This is a genomic window from Kitasatospora sp. NPDC004615 (assembly GCF_042873545.1).
Lineage (GTDB): Bacteria > Actinomycetota > Actinomycetes > Streptomycetales > Streptomycetaceae > Kitasatospora.
Window position 1 is genome coordinate 12,005 of the sequence record NZ_JBIALQ010000010.1, and the last position, 25,819, is coordinate 37,823.

The window sequence follows — 25,819 nt, forward strand, 5'->3', positions numbered from 1 at the left end:
CGAAGCGGGCGAGGGTGGCGGCCTGATCGGACCTGGGCGACGGCGATGCGGACCCTCCGCGGCTGAGCAGCAGGTCCGCGTTGCGGGCGGCCCGGGCCCGGGGTGTCGTAACAGGTGTACCGGACGCCGTCCCGAGGGAGCCGCCATGTCCGTCCACACCCCGGTCTCGGAGCAGGAGGCCGCCGACCGGCTGGCCATCCGCGAACTGGTCGACGCGTACGCGCGCTGCGCGGATCGCCGGGACGCCGCGGGGCAGCAGGCCCTGTTCACCGAGGACGCCCGCTTCCTGGTGCACATGGACGCCGGCGCGGCCGAGCCGGCCCAGGAGCTGCGCGGCCGGGAGGCCCTCGCGCCGGTCTTCGCGGACCTGAACTCCCACCGGGCGACCCTGCACTTCAACGGTCGGAGCACCGTCACCCTGGACGGCGACCGCGCGACGGGCGAGAGTTACTGCCTGGCGCACCACCTCTCCTACGGGGCGGACGCCGAACGCACGGTCATGATCGCCGCCATCCGCTACCTGGACGTGTTCGTCAAGCAGCACGGCCGCTGGCTCTTCGCCGAACGCCGCCTGCTCGTCGACTGGACCGAGACCCGCCCCTGTTCCCCGTGACTTCCCCATGACTTTCCCGTGACTTCCCCATGACGTCACCGGCCGTCGCCCCATCGGCGGTAGCCGCGCGGGTGGTTCACCCGCCACACCGACACCCAGACCCGTTCCGCAGAGAAGGGACCCGACGGAATGACCACCGTCGCCGCCTACGCCGCCCCCGCCGCCAACGCCCCGCTCGCGCGCACCACCGTCGAGCGCCGGCCGGTCGGCGAGCACGACGTGCTGATCGACATCGCCTTCGTGGGCATCTGTCACTCCGACATCCACCAGGTCCACGACGGCTGGGGCGGCGCCGTCTTCCCGATGGTCCCGGGGCACGAGATCACCGGAGTGGTCGCTCAAGTCGGCAGGGGTGTCACGAAGTTCGCGGTCGGCGACCGGGTCGGCGTCGGCTGCATGGTCGACTCCTGCCGGACGTGCGACAACTGCCGGGCGGGGCTGGAGCAGTACTGCGACGACGGCCCGGTGTGGACGTACAACGCCGTCGACCGGCAGGGCCGGCCGACCTACGGCGGCTACGCGGAGACCATCGTCGTGGATCAGGACTTCGTGCTGCGCTTCCCGGACGCCCTGCCGATGGACGCCGGCGCCCCGCTGCTGTGCGCCGGCATCACCACCTACTCGCCGCTGCGGCACTGGGGCGCGGGCCCGGGGAAGCGGGTCGCGGTCGTCGGTTTCGGCGGCATCGGCCACGTGGCGGTGAAGATCGCGCACGCGCTCGGGGCGGAGGTCACCGTGCTGTCGCAGTCGCTGCGCAAGCGGGACGACGGCCTGCGGCTGGGCGCCGACCGCTACTACGCCACCTCCGACCCGGCGACCTTCGACGCGCTCGCCCGCCACTTCGACCTGATTCTCAACACCGTCTCCGCCCCGCTCGACTTCCCCGCCCTGTTCGACCTGCTGCGCCGGGACGGCACCATGGTCAACCTCGGCCTGCCCGAGAAGGAGCTGCCGGTGGACCTGCGAACGCTGGGCGGCAACCGGCGCAGCATGAGCAGTTCCAGCATCGGCGGCATCGCGGAGACCCAGGAGATGCTCGACTTCTGCGCGCGGCACGGCGTGGCCGCCGAGATCGAGACGATCCGCGCCGACCAGGTCAACGAGGCGTACAAGCGCGTGCAGGCCGGCGATGTCCGCTACCGCTTCGTCATCGACGCCGCGACCGTCTGACGGCACAACAGGCAGGGGAAGGAGGTCCCGCGTGCAGCCGATTCTGGTGACCGGCGCCGCCGGCCGGGTGGGGGCCGTGGGGCGGTCCGTGGTGGAGGAGTTGCGCGGACGCGGCCTGCCGGTCCGGGCGCTGGTGCGGCGCGACGACGAGCGCGCGGAGGCGCTGCGGGCGACGGGCGCCGAGGTGGTGGTCGCGGACCTGACCCGGATCGGCGAGGTGACGAAGGCGCTGTCGGGCTGCACGCGGGTGTACTTCGGCATGGGCGTGTCGGCCCAGTACCTGCAGGCCGCGGTCACGACGGCGGCCGTGGCGCGGGCGGCGCCGGGCCTGGAGGTACTGGTCAACATGTCGCAACTGACCGTCTCCGAGCTGGACTTGGCCGAGGCGGGCGAGTCGCGGCAGCACCGGCAGCAGTGGCTGGTGGAGCAGGTCCTCGGCTGGTCGGGGCTGCCGGTGGTCGAGGTCAGGCCGACCGTGTTCCTGGAGAACCCGCTGTTCCGGGTCGGCCTGTCCTCGATCGCCCGGGACGGCACCATTCGGCTGCCGCTCGGCCGCGCCCGGACCTCGCCGGTCGCGGCGGCGGACGTCGCGGCGGTGGTCGCGCAGGTGCTGGCCGAGCCGCAGCCGCACCTCGGCCGCACCTACGAACTGACCGGCCCGCGCTCGCAGGACGGGGACGCCGTCGCCGCGGAGGTGTCCGCCGCCCTCGGCCGGCCGGTCGGCTACACCGATGTGCCGCTCGACGCGTGGATCGACCGCGACCTCAGGCCGCTCGGGCTGCCGGACCACGTGTTCGAGCACATCGCCACCATGGCCCGGCTGCACGCCGAGAACCGCTACGACCGCCGGGCCGACGGTGTCCAACTGGTCACCGGGCGCCCGGCCACCGGTGTCGGCGACTACGTCCGCCGGCACGCCGACCGGATCACGGGGCCGTGAACACCCGTACCGGTCAGGCGGGTTCGACCGGCTGGCGGACGACGGTCTTCAGTTTCTCGGGCGCGGTCCTGCGGGGGTCGCCGAGGTAGATCTCGTGGTGTTTGGCGCCGGGCCGCAGGCCGTTGGCCGGCAGGTACTCGTGGTGCAGCTGGTGCAGGGCGGGCGCTTCGTCGTCGTAGGAGCCGATGTGCAGCAGCTGGGCGCTGGGGCCCTCGTGCAGGGTGAGCCGGCGGACGTCGGCGATGGTGGGGTGCTTCTTCTTGGCGAGTGCGGTCTGCCGGGCCTCGTCGATCATCTGCTCGGTGATCCAGCCGGGCAGGCTGATCATCATGGTCCAGTTCCAGCTGTCCTTGTCCCGGCTGGTGAAGGCCTCGAACTCCTCGGCCCACCACAGCCCTTCCAGCGGGCCGACCACGAAGTCCCGGCCGCCCTCGGCCTGCTTGCCCGCGAACTTCAGGGTGTACGCGACGGCGTAGAGCGCCTCGACGGCGGCGGCGTGGGCGGGTGCGGTGTTCGGGTTGCCGCTGCCGTCGACGGCGAGGAACTGCTGTTCGGGGACGTCCACGACGGCCCACGTGGTGTTCTTGGGCGCGTAGAACTCCTTCAGGTCCTTCTTGATGTCGTACGGTGCCATGCTCGGTCCCCCTCCTTGTGGGTGCGCACCGCCAAGCGATGCCCGGTAACGGTCCAACCAGTTCTGTTCGGCGCGTAGTTGGCCCAGCGAGTAGTCGAAGATCGCGCGCACGAAGTCGGGCACGGGCGACCCGGCGGCTTCGGCCACTTGCTCGATACGTTCGGCGAGCGCCCGCGAGCGCCGGTCCAGGGCGTCGAGCAGCTGTTCGTGGCCGATGGCGGGCTGGTTGGCCAGGCCGACCAGGACGCGCGGGTACAGCGGGTGCAGTTCGGCGATCGCCGCCTCAGCCGCCGCCGCGCAGGCCCGTCGGCCCTCGGCGGTCGCGCCGAACACCTTGCGCCGTTTGTCGCCGACGACGGCCGATCCCTCGACCTGTTCGATCAGTCCACGCTCCCGGAGCTTCGTCAGCAGGTAGTAGATCGAGCTGAATCCGACCTCGGTCCACTCCCGCATCCCGCGCTCCGCGATCACCCCCTCCAGCTCGTATCCGTGCCGGGGTTTCTCCACCAGCAGCCCGAGCAGCGTCAGCTCGGCGGCGGTCAGGCCTGAGTCCATGGAAACTATCCTAGCGCTAGAATAGTGGGCCGCGACTGTCCACCGACCGGTGGACGGCAGGTTCAACCGGCCGGGCGTGCCAGGCGGCGCACCCGGCCGACCAGGATGCCGGCGGAGGCCGCCCGTTCCGGTCTCGCCGTCGATCCGGGCCGCAGCGTGGTCATCGCCCTCGATCCGGGCCGCAGCGTGGTCGTCGCCGCCGATCCGTGCCGCAGCGTGGTCGTCGCCCTCGAACGCCGGGCTGCTGACGTGGCGTCAGGACGTGAGCAGCGTCCACGGTTCGGGGCGGGCCAGGGCGAGGCGGGGGCGGCGTTCGGCCCAGTGGTGGACGGAGGCGGCCATGGCGGCGGCGGGGTCGGCGACCTTCCAGGTGGGGTCGAAGGGGCGGCGCATGCTGGTGTAGCTCTGGAACATCGCGAGCAGTTTGACGGCCTGGCTCTGGATGGGCGAGAGCCACTGGTCGGCGAGCGGCAGGAAGAAGCGGTTCCAGCTGTCGACGGACACCAGCGGGGGGCGGTCGATGGGGGCGACGCCGTGCGCGGCGCGGAAGCGGTTGAGGGTGGCGCAGATGACGTCGAGGAGTTCGTCGAGGTCGAGGCTGTCGGGGCCGGCGGCGATCACCTCGGTGCGGGGCTGCTCGGGCGGTGGAGCGAGGACGGCGGCGACCATCGCCGCCGCGACCTCGTCGACGGGGCTGATCTCGGCGTGGCCGGCCGGGTCGCCGACCACCACGGCGGCGGTGCCGGAGACCAGCGCCTGGAGGATCGAGTAGGGGCCGGAGAAGCGGGCGATCTCGCCGGTGCCGCGGCGGCCGACCACCAGGGGCGGGCGGATCAGGGTGAGCGGGCCGGGGTGGGCCTGGCGGGCGATCGCCTCGCAGGTGGCCTTGGACCACTCGTAGCCGTTGCGGTAGCCCTCGAACTCGGTGCCGCGCAGGTCTTCGGGGTTGCGGACGCCGCCGACGTACGCGGTGGACACCTGGACCAGGTGGGTGTCGCGGTCGGCGAGGGTGAGGACGGCGCGCAGCGGTTCGAGGTTGGCGGCGACGGCCTCGTCGCGGGTCAGGGTCCAGCGGGTGCTGGCGGCCGCGTGCACGATGACGTCCCAGTGCCCGGCCAGTTCGGCGGGTGGCGGTTCGACGCCCATCCGCCAGCGCACCACCGTCTCGTCCCGCCGCGCCACCGGGACGAGGGTGAGGGGCCGGCCGTGCGCGGCGGTGGCGGCGCGCAGTTGGTGCGCGAACTCGGTGCCGACCACTCCGGTCGCCCCGGTGAGAAGGACTCGCATGTTTGGCTCCGCGAATTGAGCTGACGGGGGTTCAGAGCGGGGGCGCGAGCACCAGGCAGGCGTTCTGGCCACCGAACCCGAAGGAGTTGGACAGCACGGGGGCGGGCGCGACGGTGCGCGGCGCGCCGCTCACCAGGTCCACCCAGTGCGCCTCGGGGCTGCTGCGCAGGTTGGCGACGGGCGGGACGGTGCCGCGGGCCGCGCAGACCAGGGCGAGTGCGGCCTCGAGCGCGCCGGCGGCGCCGATCAGGTGGCCGGTGACGCCCTTGACGGCGGTGACCGGTGGCGACTGGCCGTCGAAGCACTGGTCGATCGCCCGGGCCTCGGCGCGGTCGCCGGGCACCGTCGATGTCCCGTGGGCGCTGATGTGGCCGATGTCGGCGGCGGACAGCCCGGCGTCGGCGATGGCCTGCGTCATGCACCGGCCGGCCACTTCGCCGGATTCGTGCGGGGCGGCGATGTGGAAGGCGTCGCAGGTCTCGGCCCAGCCGGCGATCTCGCCGTGGATGCGGGCGCCGCGGGCGCGGGCTGCCTCCCAGCGTTCGAGCACCAGGACGGCCGCGCCCTCCCCCATCACGAAGCCGTCCCGGTCGGCGTCGAACGGGCGGCTGGCCGTCGCCGGGTCGTCGTTGCGGGTGGACAGTGCCCGCATCCGGGCGAACGAGCCCATCACCACGGTGCTCACCGCGGAGTCGACGCCGCCGGCCACCGCCACGTCGAGTTCGCCGTGCCGGATCCGGCGGGCGGCCTCGGCGAGGGCGGTGCTGCCGCTGGCGCAGGCGCTGGAGTAGGTGGTGCAGACGCCCTGGAAGCCGTGGCGCAGCGCGATCCGGCAGGCGGGCGAGTTGTTCATGGTTCTGGGGACGGTGTGCACGGGCAGGTCGCGGGGGCGGTGGGCGAAGCCGGTGGTGGCGTCCTCCATGCTGGTGAGGCCGCCGATGCCGGTGCCGATCTGGACGCCGATCCGCTCAAGCCGCTGGTCAGCGGGCAGTTCGGCGTCGGCCAGCGCGTCGGCGGCGGCGCAGAGCAGCAGTTGTGCGGGGCGGTCGATCTGGCGTACCTCGCGGGGGGTGAGGTACGCGGTGACGTCGAACGGCGGGGTCAGGCAGGCGATGTGGACGGGCAGGCCGGAGTCGGCCAGGCGGTCGAGCCGGGTGGTGGCGGAGCGGCCGGCCAGCAGGGCGGCGTAGACCTCCTCGATTCCGTTGCCGGCCGGGGACTTGACGCCGATTCCGGTGACGGCGACGCGGTGTCCGCCCGTGGGGTGGCGGCCGTTCATACCGCGGTGTCCAGCCTGGTGCGCAGCAGGTCGATGGCGTGGCCGACGTCGCGGGCGGCGATCAGGTCGCCCGGGTCGATGCGCAGCTGGAGGGCGCGTTCCAGGCGGGCGCCGATCTCCATGAGTTCCAGGCTGTCGATGCCGTAGTCCTCGAGCAGGCTGGTGCGGTCCTGCAGTTCGGCGGGGTCGGTGCCGAGGACGTCGGAGATGACCGTTCTGACCGTGACGGCCAGTTCCTCTCGTGTGGGCAAAGCTTCCTTCGCTCCTTCCGCCGCGGGTGCGGCCTCGGTGCCGGCCGTGGTCAGCCGGCGTCTGTTCTGCGCAGGGTTCGTCCGGTCGCCGCGAGTGCGGCGTCCAGCAGGGTGGCTGCTTCGGCGATCTCGGCGGCGGTGCTGATGAGCGGTGGCAGCAGCCGGACGGTGGTGGGGCGGCTCAGGCAGGGCGACACCAGGAGTCCGGTGCCGGCCAGTTCGACCAGGGTGGTGCCGGCGGCGTGCGGCGAGACGCAGTCGATGCCGCGCAGCAGGCCGCGGCCGCGGACGGCGCGCACCACGTCGGGGTGGCGGGCCCGGAGCTCGTCGAGGACGCCGTCCAGTTGTGCTGCCAACTGGCGTCCGTGGTCGGCGAGTTCCTCGATCACCCCGAGTGCGGCGGGGACGGCGGCGCAGCTCAGCGGGTGGCCGCCGAAGGTGGCGGAGTGCAGGAACGGGTCGGCGGCGAGTGGCGCGTACATCCGTTCGGTGCAGAGCAGCGCGGAGAGCGGGACGACGCCGCCGCCGAGCGGTTTGCCGAGCAGGACGGCGTCGACCGGGAGGCCGTCGGCGAGGGCGACGGAGCGTTCGCCGCAGCGGCGCAGGCCGCACTGGATCTCGTCGGCGATCACGAAGGTGCCGTGCCGGGCGGCGTCCTCGCACCACTGGCGCAGGGTCTCGGTGGGCAGTGGCTGTGCGCCGTTCTCGCCCTGGACTGGTTCGAGGACGACGGCGGCCACTTCGCCGGCCGCCACTTCGCGGGCGACGGCGTGCGGGTCGTCGGCGTCGAGGTGGACGACGTCGACGGCGCAGCCGAGCAGGCCGGTGCGGTAGAGCGGGCTGTGGGTGAGGGCGAGTGCGCCGAGCGATTTGCCGTGGAAGCCGCCGCGTACGGCGAGGACGCGGGTGCGGCCGGTGGCCAGTCGGGCGAGTTTGACGGCGACTTCGACGACGTCGGCCCCGTTCAGGCCGAAGTAGACCTTGGGGAGCGCGTCGCCGAGGTAGCCGCTGAGGGCGGCGGCGGCCTGGGCGGCGACGGGGTTGGCGAGGCTGCGGGTGGCGGTCGGCATGGCGTCGAGCTGGGCGTGCACGGCTGCGGTCACGGCGGGGTGGCGGTGGCCGAGCAGGGTGACGGCGTAGGAGCCGAAGTCGAGTGCGGTGCGGCCGTCGGAGAGCGTCACCCGGCAGCCTTCGGCGGCCACTTCGACGGCGCCGCGGCCGGCGAAGCCGCCGGACAGGGCGAGTTTCGGGGAGAAGTGGCGGCGCAGCTGATCGAAAGCGGGGGCGGTGGTCACCGGCTCACCGCCTGGAGCAGCAGTCGCTGTTCGAGGGCGGCGAGCATCTGGGCGGCGCTCTCGCGCAGTGCGTCGGCCGCGACGGGGTTGAGCATGTCGGCGAGCAGTGGGATGCCGATGTCGAAGTCGACGTGCAGGGCGACGGTGCTGCCGCCGCCGGGTGCGGCGCTCACCGCCCAGTGGCCGACGAACGCGCCGAGGTCGCCGCTGAGTTGTTCGAAGTCGAAGCGGCGCGCGGTGTGGTCGATGAGTTCGGTTTCGGTCCAGCGCAGGACGGAGCCCTTGAGGCGGACGGACCAGGCGGTGGTGCGGTGGTTCTCGTCGGGTTGTTCGACGATTTCGACGGAGTCGACGCTGTCCATGCAGTCGGGGTAGCCGAGGACGTCCACCACGACCGGCCAGGCGTCCTCGGGCGCCACGGCGATGGGCAGCTCCACTTCAACGCGCGGCATGTGAGGGCCTCTTTTCGCGGTGGGTCGGTTGGGTGTGGTGCGGTCCGAGCGCGTCGGCGCGGGCGGCGGTGAGGGCGGCCGGAAGGAGTCGGCGGAGCACCGCGCGGGGCAGGGCGCGGACGTGGGTCATGGCGTGCCACTGTTCGATCAGCGCGCAGCCCATCTCGACCTTGGGTTCGTAGGCGGTCTGAGCGAAGCGGATGTGTCGGCAGCCGCTGTCCATGGCCAGCCGGACGGCCGCGTAGTGCAGGTTGTGGTAGATCGCGGCGTCGTGGTTGAGGCGGTAGTCGAGGCCGATCCGGGCGCCGATGGCGCCGTCGCCGGTGAACAGGCAGAGCAGGAAGCCGACGGGCTCCGCTCCTTCGAAGCAGACCACCAGGCGGCTGCGCGGGTCGTCCTGGCCGGTGAGGGCGGTGAGGAAGGCGTGGTCGAGGACGTCGAGTGTCTGGTCGGCGCGGTCCATCACCTGCTGGTAGAGGGCGAGCAGTTGGGGCAGCAGGTGGGCGTATTCGGCAAGGATCTCGATCCGCAGGTCGGGGTGGGCCTGGAAGCGGCGGATCTTGGCGCGGGCGTTGCGCCGTGGCTTGGCGGGGAGGCCGGCCAGGTACTCCTCGAAGGTGGCGGCGGACAGGGCGAGTTCGGTGTCGGGGAGGCCTGGGGCGAGGAAGAAGCCGGCCGCGGTGAGCGGTTCGCGCAGTGGGGCGAGGTCGGGGGCGGCGAAGTCCTTGAACACCACCGTTTCCAGACCCTCGCGGCGCGCGAAGTCGAGGACGGCGTCCACCAGCAGGCGCCCGGCCGGGGCGTCGAGCGGGCGGGCGGTCAGCAGGTGGCCCTGGCCGAGCAGGTGGCCGCAGAACAGCATCGGGACCCGCAGCAGGCGGGGCGCGACGCGGCGCAGCGGGGCGAGCAGGCGGCGTTCCTGGGGGCCGACGATCCGGTCGAGCATCAGGTCGCGGAACAGACACAGTGGCAGGACGGCCACCAAGTCGCTCTCGTGGCGGACCGTCAGGTAGCGGTAGCCCGCCGGCCCGACGCGGCTGCGTTCGAGCGCGGCGAACACGCCCCGGGACCACATCGGGTCGTCGGGCGGGGCGAGCCGTTCCCAGGCGCCGGGTGGCAACTCCTCGACGCTGCGCAGCTCTTCGACCTGGTAGCCCGGTGCCACCGGCTCAGCCGATCCGCAGGGCGCGGCCGTCGAGGAACTCCCGCAGTGGGCGGGCCATCCTGTTGCGGGCCGGTGGGTGGAAGGTCAGGCCGACGGCGGCGGAGGCGAGGTAGGAACCGTCGGATGAGCCGATGAACGCCATGCCGCCGAGGGCGGCGAGGCAGGCCCGGGTGGTGCGGGCGATGGCGTCCTGTGCGGCGTAGCGGGCGGTGAGTGCCTGGACGAGCAGGGCCTCGTTCCACTCCTCGTCGGCCATGGCGCGGGCGACGGCCTCGACGGCGAGCATGGCGGCTTCGACGGGGACGAGGTAGGGCGTGGGGTCGTCCTCGCCGCCGCCTTTGCGGTGCAGGGCGCGTTCGACCAGGGCGCTGGCCATGCCGAGGTAGCCGGCGGTGAGCAGGACTTCGAACCAGAGGAAGCCGGCCACGTTGAGTGTGTCGGGCACGGCGTCGGCGGTGACTTCGGTGGCGACCACCATGCTCGGGTCCAGCTCGACGTCGGTGAGCCGGACTTCGTCGCTCTCGGCGCCGGCCAGGATGTGCGTGCCCCAGAACGGGCGGACGGTGACTCCCGGGGTGGCGGCGGGGATCAGTGCGACGGCGAGCCGCGGGATGCCGTCCTCGCCGGTGAGGGCGACGGAGGCGGTCAGCAGGTCCATGGAGCGGGAGAGGCTGCACGGCATTTTGCTGCCGTTGAGGACGATCCGGTCGCCGCGCCGTTCGGCGGTGATGTGCGGGGTGAGGATGTTCTGGCCGGGCCGGCCTTCGGCGAATCCGGACGCGACCAGCATCCGTTCCTTGGCGATCGCCTCCAGCAGCAGGCCTTCCAGGCCGTTGCCGTACTTGGCGGCTTCGACCAGGCCAGCGATGGAGAAGTGGTGCATGGTGGTGGCGACCGCGAGCGAGGGGCAGCGGGCGCCGACGGCGCGCTGCACCCGGACGGCCTGCAGGGCGCTCGCGCCGGCGCCGGAGTGGGCGGCGGGCACCAGCAGGCCGGGGCCGCCGGCGTTCTTGAACTCCTCGATGGCCGGGCTGGGTGCCTGCTCCAGTGCCGTCAGCGGGTGGCGGGCGAGTGCCTGGTCCAACCCGGGCATGAGCGCTTCGAGTTCGGCGCGTTCGCGGTGCAGGTAGTTCACTGGCACGTCCTTCGGGGAGTGGCGGTACGACACGTGCGGCGGGTGGCCGTCAGCCGACGGCCACCAGTGGCAGCGCGTCGAACGAGCGCAGGCAGGCGGACGCGCGCCGCACCGGTGGCCCGGCGAGGGCGAGCCGGGGGAAGCGGTCGAGCAGCCGGCCGAGCAGCGCGGCCCCTTCGAGGCGGGCCAGTGCCGCGCCGAAGCAGTAGTGCGGCCCGGCGCCGAAGCTCAGCACGTGCCGCTCGGGGCGGCGGACCAGGAACGCGTCGGGCTCCGGGTAGCGCCTCGGATCCCGGTTGGCGGCGCCGATGACGGCGGTGACGCTGCCGCCGGCGGGGACGTGCACGCCGCCGATCTCGGCGGGCCGGGTGGCGAGCCGTTCGGTCATCAGCACCGGCCCGTCCCAGCGCAGGGACTCCTCGACCGCGCCGGGCAGCAGGCCCGGGTCGGCGCGCAGCAGGGCCGCCTGGTCGGGGTGGGTGAGCAGGGCGTGCACCGAGAGCCCGAGCAGCCCGGCGGTGGTTTCGAACCCGGCGACGAAGACCAGTACCAGGACGTCCACCAACTCCCGTTCTTCCAGCGGATGCTGGTCGACCGGGGCTTGGGCGAGCAACCCCGAGGTGAGGTCCTCGGCGGGCCGGGCGCGGCGCTCGCGCAGCAGTTCGGTGAAGTAGCCGCGCAGGGCGGTGACTGCCTCGTCCGCGAGCCGCCAGTCCTCGTCGGAGCGCACCGGTTCCAGCAGGCGCGCGGCGTCGCGTCCGAGCCGGTGGAAGCGCTCCTGCTCGGCGGCGGGCACGCCGATCAGTTGGCCGACCACCGCGACCGGCAGCGGGTAGCCGACCAGTTCCTGGAAGTCGGCCGTGCCGCCGTCGGCGGTGGCGTCGGCGAAGCCGTCGAGCAGTTCGTCGACGGTCTTCTCGATGGCCGCGGACAGCGCGGCCGTCCGCCGGGGCCCGAACGCCTTCACCAGGGGGCCGCGCAGGCGCTCGTGGGCGGCTCCGTTGGTGCCGAGCAGCGAGGCGTAGAACATGTCGGCGGCGGAGTGGGCCTGCCACTCGGGCTGTTCCCGCTCCATCCAGGCCCGGTCGGGCACCGCGAAGGCCGGGCCGGCCAGGGCGGCCTGGCATTCGGCGAACCCCGTCAGAAAGCGGGTGTCCAATTCCTCGTGGTGCAGGACGGGGGTGATCCTGCGCAGCGCCGCGAGCGGGGCGTAGGGATTCTCCCGGGCCTCGGGGGCGAAGACCGACCAGAGAATCGCTTCCGCATTCGGCTGGTCACCGATATTCATCAGGTCAACTGCCGAACTGTTCAATGCGCTCACCCACCTTCGCCCGCCGTCACGCACGCAGGCCCGTCGAATCGACCCGGGAATTCCGGTCGGCCGGTCAGAGAGTACCCGAAGTCGAATCGCGCACAAACCAAGATTGAATTGAAGTGGCCATCCTGCGATAGGAATTAATATCCGTCGGATAAATGATCGGCCCCGGCGGGGATGCCGCCGGGGCCGAACAGGAACGCGACGGGCTCTCACTCGCTGCGCAGCACCTCCGCCACGGTCAGCCGGGCCGCCGACCGGGCCGGGACCAGCGCGCCCGCCGCCGCGATCAGCGCACCGGCCAGACTCAGCGCGGCCAGGTTCGCGAGCGACCAGATGTGCACCATCCAGCCGGGGAGTTCGATCCCGGCCGAGCCGAAGGTGACGCTCACCAGCAGGCGGTGGGCGAGCACCCCGAGCGGCAGCCCGACCAGTCCGCCGACCAGGCCGACGGCGGCCATCGAGGTGATCATCATCGCCTTCACCTGGCGGGGCGTCATGCCGATCGCCTTGAACACCCCGAGGTCGCGGCGGCGCTCCCGGGTGTTGAGAACAACGGTGTTGAAGACGCCGAGCGCGGTGACCGCGCCGAGCAGCAGGGTGAGGATGCCGGAGGTGCTGATCACCGTCACCGAACCGGCGTTGACCGTCGTCCCGGCGTTCGGGTAGAGCCCGGGGTCGATCGCCTTGACGGCGCGCTGCAACCCGGCCGGGTCGGCGTCGGACGCGAACTGCACGACGTACTGCGGGGCCCGGTCGAGCGACTTGCTGTCCGGCGCGGCCGCCCGGAGGCCCTGCCAGTCGGCGAAGACCAGGTCGGGGGCGGAGATCAGGCAGTCGCCGACGATGGTCATCCGGGTCTGCCGGTCGCCCACCGAGAGTGTCAGTTGGTCGCCGACGGCGAGTCCGCGCTGGTGCAGGAAGCCCGCCGAGGCGACGATCTCGTCGGGTCCGCCGAACCAGCGGCCCTTGAGGAGCAGCGGGCCGAGCTGCTGGGAGTCGCCGCGCATCGCGTCGACGATGACCGGCTGCGGGTCGCCGACCAGCTGGGCCAGCACGTAGGAGTTGACCATCACCTTTGCCGCGCCGGGCAGTTCGCGCAGCTTCGCCTCGATCTCGGTGTTCGGCAGGGTCGGCTCGGTCTGGTTCATCCGGCTCTGGCCGGTGTCGATCTCGACCCGCCGCTGGCCGGCGTGCTCCACCGCGTCCCCGTACTTGGTCATGGTGCTGGTCAGCCCGGTGGTCAGGGTGACGGCGGCGGAGCCGAGCACCACGGCGGCCAGCGTCAGCGCGGTGCGGCTGGGCCGGGCGAACGGCAGGCCGAGGCCCAGGCTGACGGAGCGCGGCAGCCGGGCGCCGGCCAGCCGGCGCTGGACCCGCAGGGCGCGCCCGGCGCGCGGCGCGCTGCCCGCGCTGATCGCCCGGGCGGCGGACAGCCGGTGGGCGCGCATCGCCGGGAGCAGCGCGGAGAGCACCACCACGGCGGGCAGGCCGAGCAGGGCGAGCGCGTCCACCCAGGGGCTGATCACATAGGTGGTGCCGACGATGCCGCGCAGCGACAGGGTGACCAGCGGCACGGCCGCCAGGTTGCCCGCGACGGTGCCCAGCACGCAGCCGACCACGGCAGGGACGGACAGCATCGTCAGGTAGACGGCGACCACCTGGTTCGGGGTGAAGCCGATCGCCTTGAGTACGCCGATGTGCCGGAAGCCGGAGACCACGGCGCCGCTGATCACATTGCCGACGATCAGCACGGCCACGATCAGGCCGACGACGCCGAAGGTCATCAGCAGCGGGACGAAGAGCTTGGCGCCCCGGGCGACCCGTTCCTTGGCCTTCAGCCAGGACAGGCCCGAGACCAGCGAGCCCGGCGGCAGCTGCCCGGTGATCGCGGCCGTGGCGGCGTCCATGTCGCCCGCCGATCCGGCGTGCGGGAAGCGGTAGAGCATCTGGACGGCGGTGGGGTGCAGCTCCGTCAGCTGAGCGGGCGTCACCCAGCCGTCGGCGGTGCCGGTCACGCTGCTGGCCACGCCGACCACGGTGAGACTCCCCCGGCCGGCGATCGTGCGGGTGGAGCCGATCAGGGAGTCCGGCGGGCGGGCGCCGCGGGGCAGGTTGAGCACCAGTTCGCCGGGGGCGGTGGCCCAGTGGCCCATCCAGACCTCCAGCCGGTCCACCGGCCCGCCCGGGTCGGCCCGTCCGACCAGGGTGGCGGGCTGTTCGGGCAGGTCGCCGGTCGGGTCCTCCAGGTCCACGTGGAGCTGGCCGAACGGGCCCGCGGCAGTCACGCCGGGCTGCTTCACGGTCTCGGCGAGCTGGGCCTCGGTGGCCTTGGCCGGGTCGAAGGCTGCGGTCAGATGGGCGCCGCTCGAAGCACCGAAGGCCTTGTCGAACGGGGCACTGGCCGCGTCGATCAGCCCGAGCGCGACCACCAGGGTGGTGGCGGAGAGGAAGACCACCAGGCCGATCACGAAGGTCTGCAGCCGGCGGCGTTTCACGGCGGCGCGGGACGCCTGCCAGACGGCACCCGAGCCGACCCACCCCGCCCGACTCGAGAACGTGCTCATGCCCGCTCCAGAACGCTCTCGCGGGCCACCTTGCCGTCGGCCAACTCGATCAGCCGGCCGGCGCAGCGGGTGGCCAGGCGCTTGTCGTGGGTGACCATCAGCAGGGTCTGCCCGATCTGGTTGAGGTCGATCAAGAGGTCCATCACCTGCTCGCCGGCCCGGCTGTCCAGTGCGCCGGTCGGCTCGTCGGCGAGCAGCAGCGCCGGACGGTTCATCAGCGCCCGGGCCACCGCCACGCGCTGGCGCTCGCCGCCGCTGAGCGCCGCCGGGTAGACCGAGCGCCGGTCGGCGATGCCGAGTTCGTCGAGCAGTTCCAGCGCCCGCCGCCGGGCCTGGCCGGCCGGGCTGCCGGTCAGCTGGGCGGCCAGTGCGACGTTGTCCAGCGCCGGCAGGTCGTCGATCAGGTTGAAGAACTGGAAGATCATGCCGATCCGGCGGCGCCGGTACAGCGCCAGCCCGGTCTCGTTCAGCCGGCCCAGGTCCTCGCCGTTCACCTCGACCCGGCCCGCGCTGGGCCGGTCCAGTCCCGCCACCATGTTGAGCAGCGTGGACTTGCCGCACCCCGAGGGCCCCATCACGGCCACCGCCTCGCCGGCCCGGATCTCCAGCGAGACCCCGTCCAGCGCGGCGGTCTCGCCGAACTCCTTGCGTACGCCGTCCAGTCGGACGACCACATCCCCGTGCTCGCCGCGTGCGTCGTCCAACCTGACGACCTTGCCTCGTTCCGTCATGGCACCGAACACTGCCCGACCCCGCCGGGCCCCGGCGTCCCTCTTCAGGTGCATCCCTGAACCGTCGTCATCCCGGGGATGTACGGCGCTGGATCCGGCGGATGATGCGCGTACACCTGTGGCTCTGCCAGAGTGGCGGGGTGCACGGGGATCGGGGAGTTCTGCTGGTCGGCGCGCTGCTGGCCGCGCTGGCCGCCGCGGGCTGGTTCGGCGCCGCGCTGCTGCGCGAACGGCGGCGGCACCGCAAGGCGCTGGAGGACCGCGGCTGGCTGCTGGAGCGCGAGCGGGAGAGCGCGGCCCGGGCCGCCGTGGACGCCGAACGGGCCCGGATCGCCCACGAGTTGCACGACATCGTCAGCCACAACGTGAGCCTGATGGTCGTTCAGGCCGGCGCCGCCCGCGAGGTGTTGGCGCTGATGCCCGACGCCGCCGCCACCGCGCTGGCCGCCGTGGAGGGCGCGGGCCGCGACACGATGACCCAACTGCGCCAGCTGCTGGGCCTGTTGGCCCCCGCGGCGGACGGCTCCGACGAGGAGGCCGACCTCGCGCCGCAGCCCGGCCTGCACGGACTCGGCGCGCTGGTCGACCGGATCGCCTTCGCCGGCCTCCCGGTGGAGGTGCGGATCTCCGGCGAGCCGCGGCCGCTGCCCGCCGGCATCGACCTGACGGCGTACCGGATCGTGCAGGAGGCGCTGACCAACGCGCTGCGCCACGGCGACGGCGGAAAGGCCGAGGTGACGGTGCGCTGGACCGACCGCTACCTGCGGGTCGAGGTGCTGAACAGCGGCCCCAGCATCCTCAGCGGCGCCTCCCCCGCACCCCGGCGCCGCCCGGACGGCACCGGCCGGGGCCTGCTCGGCCTGCGCGAACGCGTCGCGGTGTACGGCGGCGACCTGGACGCCCGGCACCGCCTCGGCGGCGGCTACCGGGTCCGCGCCCGGATCCCGCTGGCGGGCGCCGCATGAGCACGCTTCCTCCGCCCCGCGTGCTGATCGCCGACGACCAGGAACTGATCCGCACCGGCTTCCGGCTGATCCTCACCGCCCGCGGCATCGACGTGGTCGGCGAGGCCGCCGACGGCGCCGAGGCCGTCGCACTCGCCGCCCAACTACGCCCCGACGTCGTACTCATGGACATCCGGATGCCGATCCTCGACGGCCTCGAAGCGGCCCGTCGGATCCTCGCCCGGCAGCCGGACTGCCGGGTGCTGATGCTGACCACCTTCGACCTCGACCGCTACGTCTACGCCGCGCTGTCCCTCGGCGCCAGCGGCTTCCTGCTCAAGGACGTCACAGCGGCCCACCTGGCCGCCGCCGTCCGCCTGGTGGACACCGGCGACGCGCTGCTCTCCCCCTCCATCACCCGCCGCCTGGTCGAACGTTTCGCCACTGCCCCACCGTCCGCAGCCTCTCCCGCCGACCGCGCCCCGGCCGTCCACCGCGACCTCGCGGCGCTGACACCCCGCGAACTCGAAGTACTGACGATGCTCGGCCGCGGCCTCTCCAACAGCGAACTGGCCCACCACCTGACGCTCAGCGAGGCCACCGTGAAGACCCACGTCGCCCGGATCTTCGCCAAACTCACCCTCCGCGACCGCGCCCAGGCCGTGGTCCTCGCCTACGAGACCGGACTGGTCTCCCCCGGCCAGTAGGCGAATGAAGGCACGCCTCTGGTCACAACTGGCACGGCACGCTCAGCGCACCAGCACCCGCTCCCCGGACCGCGGCACCACGGCCGTCCAGCCGAGCTCCCGGTCGATCCGGTCCCGCAGCGCCTGCGCGCCCTCCGGCTCGCCGTGCACCAGGTACGTCGCGGACGGGGCGGGGGCCGGGCGCAGCCAGTCGACGATCTCGACGGCGTCCGCGTGCGCCGAGAACGCCGGGACGTTGACGATCTCCGCCCGGACGGGCACGTAGCCGCCGTACATCTTCAACACCCGCGCGCCGTCGACCAGATCCCGCGCCCGGGTGCCGGCAGCTGCGTACCCGACCACGATCACGGTGTTGCGGGGATCGGGCAGCAGCCGGTGCAGATGGTGCACGACGCGCCCGCCGGTGGCCATGCCGGACGCGGACACCAGGATCGCGGGCAGCGCGGAGTTCTCCAGCTCCAGCGACTCCGGCAGCGACCGCACCGCCCGGAACGGCTCCGGGCTGATCGCCGCCTCGCCCCGGGCCAGCACCTCCGGACGCAGTTCGGGCGCCCGTTCGGCGAACGCGTCCTGGTAGATCCGCAGTGTGGCGAGCGCCATCGGACTGTCCACGTAGACCGGTGCGCCGCGCGACAGCCGCCCCGCGCGGCGGAGCTCGGCGAGCTCGTGCAGCACCACCTCGGTGCGGTCCACGGCGAACGACGGGATGACGACGGTGCCGCCCCGGGCCAGCGTCCGGTCGATGGCGTTCGCGAACCATTCCCGGGCCGCGGCCTCCTCGTGCCGCCGGTTGCCGTACGTGGACTCCATCAGCAGCACGTCCGCGCCCGTGAAGGGATCGGGCGGGTTCAGCAGCGGGTGGACGGGCCGGCCGAGGTCGCCGCTGACGGCGAGGGTGTGGCCGTCCTCCAGCGCGAGGTGCACCCAGGACGACCCGAGAATGTGCCCGGCCGGGTGCAGACGCAGAACCGTCCGGTCGGCGATCTCGATCTCGCTGTGGTGCGCGACGGGGTCGAACAGCTGGAGGGTCCGCTCCACGTCCTGCTCGGTGTACAGCGGCAGCGCGGGGCGGTGCTTCGACCAGCCGTGCCGGTTGGCGTGGTCGGCGTCCTCCTGGAGCAGATGGGCACTGTCGCGCAGGATCAGCTCGGCGATCCGCGCCGTGTACGGCGTGGTGAAGACCGGCCCCCGGAACCCGTCCGCCACCAGCCGGGGCAGATACCCGCAGTGGTCCAGGTGCGCATGGGTGAGCACCACGCAGTGCACATCGGCGGGGTCCAGCGGCAGCGGGCGACGGTTGCGCCGCCGCAGCTCGGCCAGGCCCTGGAACAGCCCACAGTCGATCATGACGCGGGCGTGGTCCGTCTCCACCAGGAACTTGCTACCGGTCACGGTCCCGACCCCGCCCAGAAACGTGAGCAGTCCCGGCCGGGGCGTCGGGGCGGGCTGATGATCCATGGCGGTGCCTCCCGGGGTCCGTCTCCCACCATCCACCACCGGCGGTCCCGCCGCACCGGCCACCGGGCCCGCGACACCCGCCGCGCCTGCGTGTCGCGTCCGGCCACGCTCCCGCACCGACGCGATCAGCTCGGCTGCCGCCGGGTCCACTGCGGCTCGATCTGCTGCCACTCGGCGTCCCACTCGGCGTAGCGGCGGCGGTCCAGGACGTGCAGGGTGCCCTTCCACACCACGGTGCAGAGCAGCGGCAGGGCGGTGACGGCGAGCAGCCCTGCGGTCAGTGCGACCGCGACGGCCTCGCCGGCGCCGGCCGGTTGGGGGACGACCTCACCGCGTTCGTCCAGCCAGATCCGGACGGGGGTGCCGGCGGGCCGGCCGGAAGGCACCACGGCGCTCGCCCGGTGGTCGGTGCCGTCGGCGTTCCAGGTGACGGCGGCCCGGGTCGAGGTGATGCCCATCGCGGCGGGAACGTCCGCGACCAGCCGGGCGGTCACCGGGTGCCGAGTGACGGCCTCGGTGTCGGCCGCCCGGGACTGGTCGTGGTGGACGATCAGGCCGACGGCGAGCGCCGCCGGGATCCCGCCGACCGCCAGCACCAACAAGAGCCGCCCCACCCACCACTGCACGCGGTCACTGCTCCGCCTCAGTGGGTTCTTCCGTTGCTGCGGATGCGCGTGCATGCCGCCCGCCTTCCTCACCGCTCGACCCGGCCCCGTACCCCTCCAGCTTTCCGACGTGGGCCGTCCTGCGGCATGGTCCGGACGGCCCTATTCGGCCCGACAACCGGCCCGGGTCACCGGGCCGACTCGTCCCCTCCCCGCCACCGGGAGCACGCTGGAAAGGTGGAAACGACGCGCGCGACGGGAACGGCGCGGGACGGCGCCTGGGTGGTGGCCCGCCCCGGGCCGGTGAGCAGCGGGAACGGGCCGCTCGAATGGGAGCGGCGGCCGCCGCCCGTCCCGGCTGATCGGGAGATCCTGGTCGAGGTGGAGGCGTGCGGGGTGTGCCGCACCGACCTGCACCTCGCCGAGGGCGACCTCCCGCCCCGGATGCCGCGCTGCACGCCCGGCCACGAGGTGGTCGGGCGGGTGACGTCGACCGGCCCGGGCGTGACGGAGTTCGCGGTCGGCGACCGCGCGGGAGTGGCCTGGCTGGCCGGGGTGTGCGGGCAGTGCCGGTACTGCCGCAGCGGACGGGAGAACCTGTGCCCCGCCTCGACGTACACCGGCTGGGACCGGCACGGCGGCTACGCCGGGTTCGTCACCGCCGACGCCCGCTTCGCCTACCCGCTGCCCGACGGCCCGGCCGCCGAGGAACTCGCACCACTGCTGTGCGCCGGCATCATCGGCCACCGCGCCCTGTCCCGCGCGAACCTCCCGCCGGGCGGCCTCCTCGGCATCTGGGGCTTCGGCGCCTCCGCCCACCTGACCGCCCAGATCGCCCTCGCCCGCGGCGCCCGGGTGGCCGTCTTCACCCGCGCCCCCGCAGCCCGCGACCTGGCCCGCGACCTAGGCGCGGGCTTCGCCGGCGACTCCTACGACGCCCCGCCGGAACCCCTCGACGCCGCCATCCTGTTCGCCCCGGTCGGCGAACTCGTCCCCGTCGCCCTCGCCGCCCTCGACCGCGGCGGCACCCTCGCGATCGCCGGCATCCACCTCACCGACATCCCCACCCTGAACTACCAGCACCACCTCTTCCAGGAACGCACCCTCCGCTCCGTCACCGCCAACACCCGCACCGACGGCCACGACTTCCTCACCGAGGCAGCCCGCGTCCGCCCGTCCATCCACCTCACCCGCTACCCCCTCCACCAGGCCAACACCGCCCTCACCGACCTCGCCGCCGACCGCGTCACCGGCGTCGCCGTCCTCCTCCCCGACTGAACCAGCGTCACCGCCCCTACGACGCCGCACGCATCGCCGTTCCCGCGGGCCGGCCAGAGCCGATAATCGGTTCGCACGCCGCCCCGCGCGCAGGCACAATCAACCGGTGGATCTTCCCTCGCTGCTGGCTGCTGTCGAACGCGGAGACGACGACGCGGCGCTCGAACTCCTGTATGACGCCACCGCCGACGACCTCGCCGGCGATGACGCCGTGGCTCTGCTGGCCGCCGCCGCGAAGGCCGGACGGCAACGGGTCGTCGACTGGCTGGTCGTCTGGGACGTAGATGTGGACCGCCCCTGGGACGGCGGCGTGGACCCCGTGACGTGGGCAGCCGAGAACGGCCGGCACTCGGTGCTGTTCGCCCTGCTGTCCCGCAGCCAGGACCCGTTGACCGAAGACAGCCCGCATCGGCGCGCCCTTCGCATCGCGCAGGAGGCCGTCGCTTCGGGGGCCGGCGCCGGGGCCGTTCCGCCTCCCGCGCACCGGGCGATCATCACCGACCTGGAGGCCGAACTGGGCATCCACCGCTCACCGGACGAGCTGATGGCCCGCGCCCTGGTGCACGCCGACCCCGACCACGACGACTGGTTCGCCTCGGTCTGGGAGCTGGGGCGCCGGGCCGACCGGACGACCTTCGACTGGGCGCTCGAGGCCGCCCGGGACGCGTCCGACCTCAATCGCAGGCGCTTCGGACTCGACACCATCCACTACCTGGACATCGGGTTCGAGTTCGCCCCCGATCAGGACGATGTTGCCGAACTCCCGTTCACCGACGAGGCAGTGGAGTTCCTCCGCCCGCTGCTGCACAGCGAGCAGGACCCCCGCGCCCTCGCCACCGTCATCGCCGCCTTCGCCTCCTACTGCCGCCACCCCGACGAAACAGTCGAAGCGGTCCTGAACCACGCCCACCACACCGATCCCCGGGTCCGGGCGCGCCTCTCCAGGATCCTCCACACCAGGACCGCCGAGCACGAGGAAGCCCTCGCGGCCCTGCTGCACCTGGCCGCGGATCCCGTGCCCGTGACCAGGGCGAACGCGCTCCACAAGCTCGTCATGTCCGCCGTCGACACTCCTGAGCTGCGCACGGTCTTCGCCGCACACCTGACGGACCCGTACTTGGACGCCCGGATCGAGGCCGCCGCCGGCCTCGCCCTGCGCGACGATGAACGCGGCCTGACGGTCCTCAAGGAGATCCGCTCTGGCTTCAAGAACATGAACAGCCCGGGGTGGGGCCGCCTCGGCGACATCGACCACCTGCTGCAGGTCCGCGCCGAAACAACCAGCCAGGGCCACCCGACGGCCCCGGCCTCCTGACGAGGGCCCGGAGTCCGCACCGCCGACCCCGCCACCGGCGTCGCCGCACTCTCGTACCTGCCCGGGGCGGAACGGTGAGCACCCGCAGTAGGGTCCACGGACCCGAGGGATGGTCGGTCGGGCGGAGCTTGCGCTGATGCGTCCGGGGTCGATCCTGCTGAACACCGCCCGGGGCGGGATCGTCGACGAGCAGGCGCTGGCCGATGCGCTGCGCGACCCCGCGCACCCGCTCGCGGCAGCCGCCGTCGACACCTTCGAGCACGAGCACGCCGCCTTCGCCTCGCCGCTCTTCGGCCTGCCGAACGCCCTGCTCACCCCGCATGTCGCCGGGATGACCAGGGCCGCCATGGCTACGGCGGCCCTGCGCTGCGCGGACCACATCGCGGCCCTGCTCGCCGACCGCCCGGAGGGCGTGCCCGTGGTGACCGGGTGACGGCCACCCGCCGGAGTCCCTCGCCGCTACGCCCGGCTCACCTCCGCCTCCGGAAGCGTCACCGCACCCGCCGCCGCAGGCTGTCGCATCGTCAGCACCAGAACCGCCAGCGCGGCAAAGATGACCGCCGCGGCAAGCCCTGTGACGTGCAGGGCCGTGGTGAACGCCTCCCGCGCGTCGCGCAGCAGCGCGGCCCCCTGCTCCGCGGGAAGCTGCTGCGCGGCCGCGACCGCGCCCGCGAGGGAGTCGGAGGTGCCGTGCATGCCGTGCCGGTAGACGATCGCGGCCAGCACGCCGAGCAGGGCGAACCCGAGCGAGCCGCCGAGGTAGTTGCCGGTCTCCGACATGGACGCGGCGGAGCCGGCCCGTTCCGGGGGGACGGAGCCGAGGACGAGGCCGGTGCCCAGGGCGAACAGCGGGCCGGTGCCGAGGGCGAGGACGGTGATGCCGGTCATCGCCAGCGGCAGGGCGCCGTCCCCGTCGACGACGGCCAGCAGCAGGCCGCCGAGTGCCGAGAGGGCCAGGCCGCCCGCGATCGCGGTGGTCTGCTTCATCCGGCGGGCCAGCGCGGGTGCGGTCATGGTGCCGACGGCCACGCCGATGCCCATGGGGGCGAACAGCACCGCCGAGACGGCCGGCGAGTGGTCGAGCACGTTCTGCAGGTACTGGGTGACCAGCAGCCCGGTGCCCGCCATCGCGACGCCCGCGAAGACCAGCCCGACCAGGACGGCCGTGAACGGCCGACTGCGCAGCAGGCGGAGGTCCAGCAGCGGGGAATCGACCCGGAGTTGACGCCGGACGAAGAGCATCCCCAGCACCGCGCCGACCACCAGCGCGACGGCCGGCCAAACCGAGGCCCCGCCCGAAATGCCGTCCACGGCCAGCTGCTTGATGCCGTACACCAGCAGCATCATCGCCGCCAGCGACAGCCCGACGCCCGCCGGGTCCAGGCGGCCGGCGCGGTCGCTGCGGAACTCGGGGAGCAGCGCCGGCCCGGCGATCAGCAGGAGCAGCATCGGCGGTACGGCGATCAGGAACACCGATCCCCACCAGAAGTGCTGGAGCAGCACGCCGGCCAGCACCGGCCCGAGCGCGCCGCCGGCGAACTGGCCGGTGGCCCAGATGGCGATGGCCCGGCCGCGCTGCCGGTCGTCGCGGAACATGTTGGTGATCAGCGACAGCGTGGAGGGGGCCAGGGTCGCCCCGGCGACGCCCAGCAGGGCCCGCACGACGATCAGCATCAGCGGATCGACCGCGAAGGCGGCCACCACCGAGAGCACCGCGAACGCGGCGGCGCCGGTCAGCAGCAGGCGTCGGCGGCCGATCCGGTCGCCGAGGGTGCCCATGGTGATGACCAGGCCGGCCACCATGAGGCCGTAGCTGTCGCTGATCCACAGCTGTTGGACGTTGTCCGCCCCGAGGTCGGCGCTGAGCCGTGGCAGCGCCAGCAGCAGCGCGGTCACGTCCATCGCGACGATCAGGGTCGGCAGCATGAGCAGGGCCAGTCCCCACCGTGCCCGGTCGACTCGCATCTCCGAAAGCTCCTTCTTCACCTGTTCTCGAGGTCTCGGTTCTCGAGGTTCGCCGGGTGGTCGGAGCGGCCGCGCGGTTCTTGACACCCCCACCCGTCCCGACGGGCAAAAAATTTCTCGCCCGGAACTCGCCCGAAAAATGTCAAGACCGCGTCGACGGCTCCGACCACACCCCGAGGGCCCCGGCCGGGGCCGCCGAACAACGAGGAGTGCGAGATGAAGTTCCTGATCGGCCTGCACATCAACCCGGCGGTGCTGGACGCGCTGACCGACGAGGAGAAGGCGGGTCTCGGCGCCGGCCACGGCAGGTTCATCCAGACGCTGAAGGACTCCGGCGAGCTGATCCTCACGCAGGCGCTGGTGGATCCGTCGCAGTCGGCGGTGGTGTCGGTGCGGGGCGGGCAGACGGTGGTGACGGACGGTCCGTTCCTGGAGGCGAAGGAGTTCCTGGGCGGCTTCTACCTGGTGGACTGCGAGAACAAGGAGCGGGCGGTCGAGCTGGCGTCGCAGATCCCGGACGCGGCGATCGCGGGTCTGGGGGTGGAGGTGCGTCAGGTGATGTTCTCCGACGGAAACCTGGAGGCATGACAGCAACCGACTTCGAGGGCCTGCTGCGTGAGCTCGCGCCGCAGGTCCTCGGCACGCTGGTCCGCCGGTACGGCCGGTTCGAGGGCTGCGAGGACGCCGTCCAGGAGGCGGTGCTGGCGGCGGCTGTGCAGTGGTCGGCGGAGGGTGTGCCGGACAGTCCGCGCGGCTGGCTGGTGACGGTGGCGTCGCGGCGGCTGGTGGACCAGGTGCGCAGCGACCGGGCGCGCCGCGAGCGGGAGTGGGCGATGGCTGCGGAGGTGGTGCCGGAGGAGGTGCCCGGCACCGACGACACGCTGGCGATGCTGTTCCTGTGCTGCCATCCGACGCTGACGGCGGCGTCCCGGACGGCGTTGACGCTGCGTGCGGTGGGTGGTCTGACGACGGCGGAGATCGCCCGCGCGTTCCTGGTGCCGGAGGGGACGATGGCGGCCAGGATCAGCCGGGCCAAGCAGCGGATCCGGGCTGCGGGCAGCCGGTTCGTGCTGCCGGTCGGCGCGGAGCGCGAGGAGCGGCTGCGGGTGGTGCTGCACGTGCTCTACCTGATCTTCAACGAGGGCTACACGGCGTCCTCGGGCAGCGAGTTGCACCGCGCGGACCTCGCCCGCGAGGCGATCCGGCTGACCAGGACGGTGCATGAACAGCTGCCGGGCGACAGCGAGGTGACGGGGCTGCTGGCGCTGATGCTGCTGACGCACGCCCGCCGGGAGGCGCGGGCGACGGCGTCCGGCGATCTGGTGCCGCTGGACGAGCAGGACCGCTCGAAGTGGGACCGCGCGCTGCTGGGCGAGGGCATGGCGCTGGTCCGGGCGTCGCTGGCGGATCCGGCGCTGGGGCCGTACCAGTTGCAGGCCGCGATCGCGGCGACGCACGCCGACGCGGCCACCGCGGCGGAGACCGACTGGCCGCAGGTGCACGCGCTGTACCTGGTGCTGGAGCGGATCGCGCCCAACCCGATGGTGACGCTCAACCGCGCGATCGCCCTCGCCGAGACCGAGGGCCCGGCCGCGGGCCTGGCGCTGCTGGCCGCCCTGGACGAGGACGGGCGGCTGGCCGGCCACCACCGGCTGCTGTCGGTGCGGGCGCACCTGCTGGAGCGGAGCGGCGACCTGGCCGGGGCGTTCGCGCACTACCGGCGTGCCGCGAAGGCCACCGCGAGCCTCGCCGAGCAGCGCCATCTGGAGTTCCGGGCGGCCCGGGCGCGGGCCCGGCAGTCGCGTCCATGACATGAGGTCATGCCCCTGACAGCGGAGCCGGAACTCCACATGCGTCGATCCGGGGCCGCACCTAGCGTGGGGAAAGGACATCGTCGATCCGACGATGACGTCCGTCCTTCCCCAAGGAGGCGTATCCGATGCTTGCCCAGACCGTGCTTGCTCCGCACCGCGCGACGACGCCCGAACTCGGCGCCGTGCGGGCGCTGATGACCGAAGAGGAGTCGACGGTCAGCGACGCCCCGCTGTACCGCCCCGAGGCTGTCGGCGTGCTCCTGCTCGCCCTGCTGCTCTCCCCGAAGGGTCCCAAGGAGAAGAAGTAGCACCGACCCGGCATCAAATCGGAAAACCCGGAAGAA

The 25,819-nt window shown here is 73.1% G+C and carries 24 protein-coding genes and 1 pseudogene; 11 read left to right on the plus strand and 14 right to left on the minus strand.

Annotation, left to right across the window (positions count from 1 at the left end; translation table 11 throughout):
* The first annotated feature begins 145 nt into the window (after window positions 1-145).
* The 3 genes from ACFYS8_RS29660 to ACFYS8_RS29670 all read left to right on the plus strand — a co-directional run bounded on the left by ACFYS8_RS29660 (window position 146) and on the right by ACFYS8_RS29670 (window position 2,723).
* A complete protein-coding gene (locus ACFYS8_RS29660; RefSeq protein ID WP_387646718.1) occupies window positions 146-613 on the plus strand; it encodes a nuclear transport factor 2 family protein in 468 nt (155 codons plus the stop codon).
* A 129-nt stretch (window positions 614-742) separates the two neighbouring features.
* Window positions 743-1,783 (plus strand): NAD(P)-dependent alcohol dehydrogenase, encoded by a 1,041-nt coding sequence (locus ACFYS8_RS29665; protein ID WP_387646719.1) that lies wholly within the window; start codon window positions 743-745, stop codon window positions 1,781-1,783.
* Window positions 1,784-1,814: 31 nt separating this feature from the next.
* Window positions 1,815-2,723 (plus strand): NAD(P)H-binding protein, encoded by a 909-nt coding sequence (locus tag ACFYS8_RS29670; protein WP_387646722.1) that lies wholly within the window; start codon window positions 1,815-1,817, stop codon window positions 2,721-2,723.
* Window positions 2,724-2,736: 13 nt separating this feature from the next.
* On the opposite strand, the gene ACFYS8_RS29675 is transcribed toward ACFYS8_RS29670, so the two are convergent.
* The 11 genes from ACFYS8_RS29675 to ACFYS8_RS29725 all read right to left on the minus strand — a co-directional run bounded on the left by ACFYS8_RS29675 (window position 2,737) and on the right by ACFYS8_RS29725 (window position 15,389).
* Entirely contained in the window at window positions 2,737-3,912 is a 1,176-nt protein-coding gene (locus tag ACFYS8_RS29675) for a GyrI-like domain-containing protein (protein ID WP_387646725.1), read from the minus strand.
* Window positions 3,913-4,167: 255 nt separating this feature from the next.
* Window positions 4,168-5,199 carry an SDR family oxidoreductase gene (locus tag ACFYS8_RS29680; RefSeq protein WP_387646727.1) on the minus strand — a complete coding sequence of 344 codons (1,032 nt, stop codon included), beginning with the start codon at window positions 5,197-5,199 and terminating at the stop codon, window positions 4,168-4,170.
* Between the two features lie 31 nt (window positions 5,200-5,230).
* Window positions 5,231-6,478 (minus strand): beta-ketoacyl-[acyl-carrier-protein] synthase family protein, encoded by a 1,248-nt coding sequence (locus ACFYS8_RS29685; RefSeq protein WP_387646729.1) that lies wholly within the window; start codon window positions 6,476-6,478, stop codon window positions 5,231-5,233.
* Entirely contained in the window at window positions 6,475-6,729 is a 255-nt protein-coding gene (locus ACFYS8_RS29690; RefSeq protein WP_387646731.1) for an acyl carrier protein, read from the minus strand. Before ACFYS8_RS29690 ends, ACFYS8_RS29685 begins: the two co-directional genes overlap by 4 nt.
* A 50-nt stretch (window positions 6,730-6,779) precedes the next feature.
* Window positions 6,780-8,024, minus strand: coding sequence for an aspartate aminotransferase family protein (locus ACFYS8_RS29695; RefSeq protein ID WP_387646733.1), 1,245 nt, complete (start codon window positions 8,022-8,024; stop codon window positions 6,780-6,782).
* Window positions 8,021-8,476, minus strand: coding sequence for a type II toxin-antitoxin system RatA family toxin (locus ACFYS8_RS29700; protein ID WP_387646736.1), 456 nt, complete (start codon window positions 8,474-8,476; stop codon window positions 8,021-8,023). Before ACFYS8_RS29700 ends, ACFYS8_RS29695 begins: the two co-directional genes overlap by 4 nt.
* Window positions 8,463-9,641: a GNAT family N-acetyltransferase gene (locus tag ACFYS8_RS29705; RefSeq protein WP_387646738.1), complete on the minus strand. Its 1,179-nt coding sequence runs from the start codon at window positions 9,639-9,641 to the stop codon at window positions 8,463-8,465. Before ACFYS8_RS29705 ends, ACFYS8_RS29700 begins: the two co-directional genes overlap by 14 nt.
* Before the next feature lie 4 nt (window positions 9,642-9,645).
* Complete coding sequence (locus tag ACFYS8_RS29710; protein WP_387646741.1) at window positions 9,646-10,776, minus strand: acyl-CoA dehydrogenase; 1,131 nt, start codon at window positions 10,774-10,776, stop codon at window positions 9,646-9,648.
* Window positions 10,777-10,825: 49 nt separating this feature from the next.
* Entirely contained in the window at window positions 10,826-12,064 is a 1,239-nt protein-coding gene (locus ACFYS8_RS29715) for a cytochrome P450 (protein WP_387646743.1), read from the minus strand.
* Between the two features lie 239 nt (window positions 12,065-12,303).
* Entirely contained in the window at window positions 12,304-14,658 is a 2,355-nt protein-coding gene (locus ACFYS8_RS29720; RefSeq protein WP_387646746.1) for an FtsX-like permease family protein, read from the minus strand.
* Window positions 14,655-15,389, minus strand: coding sequence for an ABC transporter ATP-binding protein (locus ACFYS8_RS29725; RefSeq protein WP_387646749.1), 735 nt, complete (start codon window positions 15,387-15,389; stop codon window positions 14,655-14,657). The genes ACFYS8_RS29720 and ACFYS8_RS29725 overlap by 4 nt, the downstream gene beginning before the upstream one ends.
* A gap of 101 nt (window positions 15,390-15,490) precedes the next feature.
* Between ACFYS8_RS29725 and ACFYS8_RS29730 the strand changes: the two genes are divergently transcribed.
* Window positions 15,491-16,354, plus strand: coding sequence for a sensor histidine kinase (locus tag ACFYS8_RS29730; protein WP_387646751.1), 864 nt, complete (start codon window positions 15,491-15,493; stop codon window positions 16,352-16,354).
* Window positions 16,351-17,040 carry a response regulator gene (locus ACFYS8_RS29735; protein WP_387646753.1) on the plus strand — a complete coding sequence of 230 codons (690 nt, stop codon included), beginning with the start codon at window positions 16,351-16,353 and terminating at the stop codon, window positions 17,038-17,040. The genes ACFYS8_RS29730 and ACFYS8_RS29735 overlap by 4 nt, the downstream gene beginning before the upstream one ends.
* Before the next feature lie 42 nt (window positions 17,041-17,082).
* Here the strand turns inward: ACFYS8_RS29735 and ACFYS8_RS29740 are convergent, their stop codons facing one another.
* Both ACFYS8_RS29740 and ACFYS8_RS29745 read right to left on the minus strand, forming a co-directional pair.
* The gene (locus ACFYS8_RS29740; protein WP_387646755.1) at window positions 17,083-18,432 is read right to left on the minus strand and encodes an MBL fold metallo-hydrolase RNA specificity domain-containing protein; all 1,350 of its coding nucleotides are present in this window, start codon (window positions 18,430-18,432) and stop codon (window positions 17,083-17,085) included.
* Window positions 18,433-18,623: 191 nt separating this feature from the next.
* Window positions 18,624-19,124, minus strand: coding sequence for a hypothetical protein (locus ACFYS8_RS29745; protein WP_387646757.1), 501 nt, complete (start codon window positions 19,122-19,124; stop codon window positions 18,624-18,626).
* Window positions 19,125-19,340: 216 nt separating this feature from the next.
* On the opposite strand from ACFYS8_RS29745, the gene ACFYS8_RS29750 reads away from it, so the two are divergent.
* The 3 genes and pseudogenes from ACFYS8_RS29750 to ACFYS8_RS29760 form a co-directional block, all read left to right on the plus strand.
* Window positions 19,341-20,381, plus strand: a complete 1,041-nt coding sequence (locus ACFYS8_RS29750; protein ID WP_387646760.1) for a zinc-dependent alcohol dehydrogenase family protein — start codon at window positions 19,341-19,343, stop codon at window positions 20,379-20,381.
* A 106-nt stretch (window positions 20,382-20,487) separates the two neighbouring features.
* On the plus strand, window positions 20,488-21,696 hold the full coding sequence (locus ACFYS8_RS29755; protein ID WP_387646762.1) for a HEAT repeat domain-containing protein: 1,209 nt from the start codon (window positions 20,488-20,490) through the stop codon (window positions 21,694-21,696).
* Window positions 21,697-21,802: 106 nt separating this feature from the next.
* A pseudogene (locus ACFYS8_RS29760) lies at window positions 21,803-22,129 on the plus strand (NAD(P)-dependent oxidoreductase); the annotation flags it as partial.
* 26 nt (window positions 22,130-22,155) lie between these two features.
* Here the strand turns inward: ACFYS8_RS29760 and ACFYS8_RS29765 are convergent.
* Entirely contained in the window at window positions 22,156-23,661 is a 1,506-nt protein-coding gene (locus ACFYS8_RS29765) for an MFS transporter (RefSeq protein ID WP_387646764.1), read from the minus strand.
* 216 nt (window positions 23,662-23,877) lie between these two features.
* On the opposite strand from ACFYS8_RS29765, the gene ACFYS8_RS29770 reads away from it, so the two are divergent.
* From ACFYS8_RS29770 to ACFYS8_RS29780, 3 genes are all read left to right on the plus strand, one after another.
* Window positions 23,878-24,249: a YciI family protein gene (locus ACFYS8_RS29770; RefSeq protein ID WP_387646767.1), complete on the plus strand. Its 372-nt coding sequence runs from the start codon at window positions 23,878-23,880 to the stop codon at window positions 24,247-24,249.
* Entirely contained in the window at window positions 24,246-25,472 is a 1,227-nt protein-coding gene (locus tag ACFYS8_RS29775) for an RNA polymerase sigma factor (RefSeq protein WP_387646770.1), read from the plus strand. The genes ACFYS8_RS29770 and ACFYS8_RS29775 overlap by 4 nt, the downstream gene beginning before the upstream one ends.
* Window positions 25,473-25,600: 128 nt before the next feature.
* Window positions 25,601-25,783: a hypothetical protein gene (locus ACFYS8_RS29780; protein WP_387646773.1), complete on the plus strand. Its 183-nt coding sequence runs from the start codon at window positions 25,601-25,603 to the stop codon at window positions 25,781-25,783.
* Window positions 25,784-25,819: the final 36 nt, after the last annotated feature.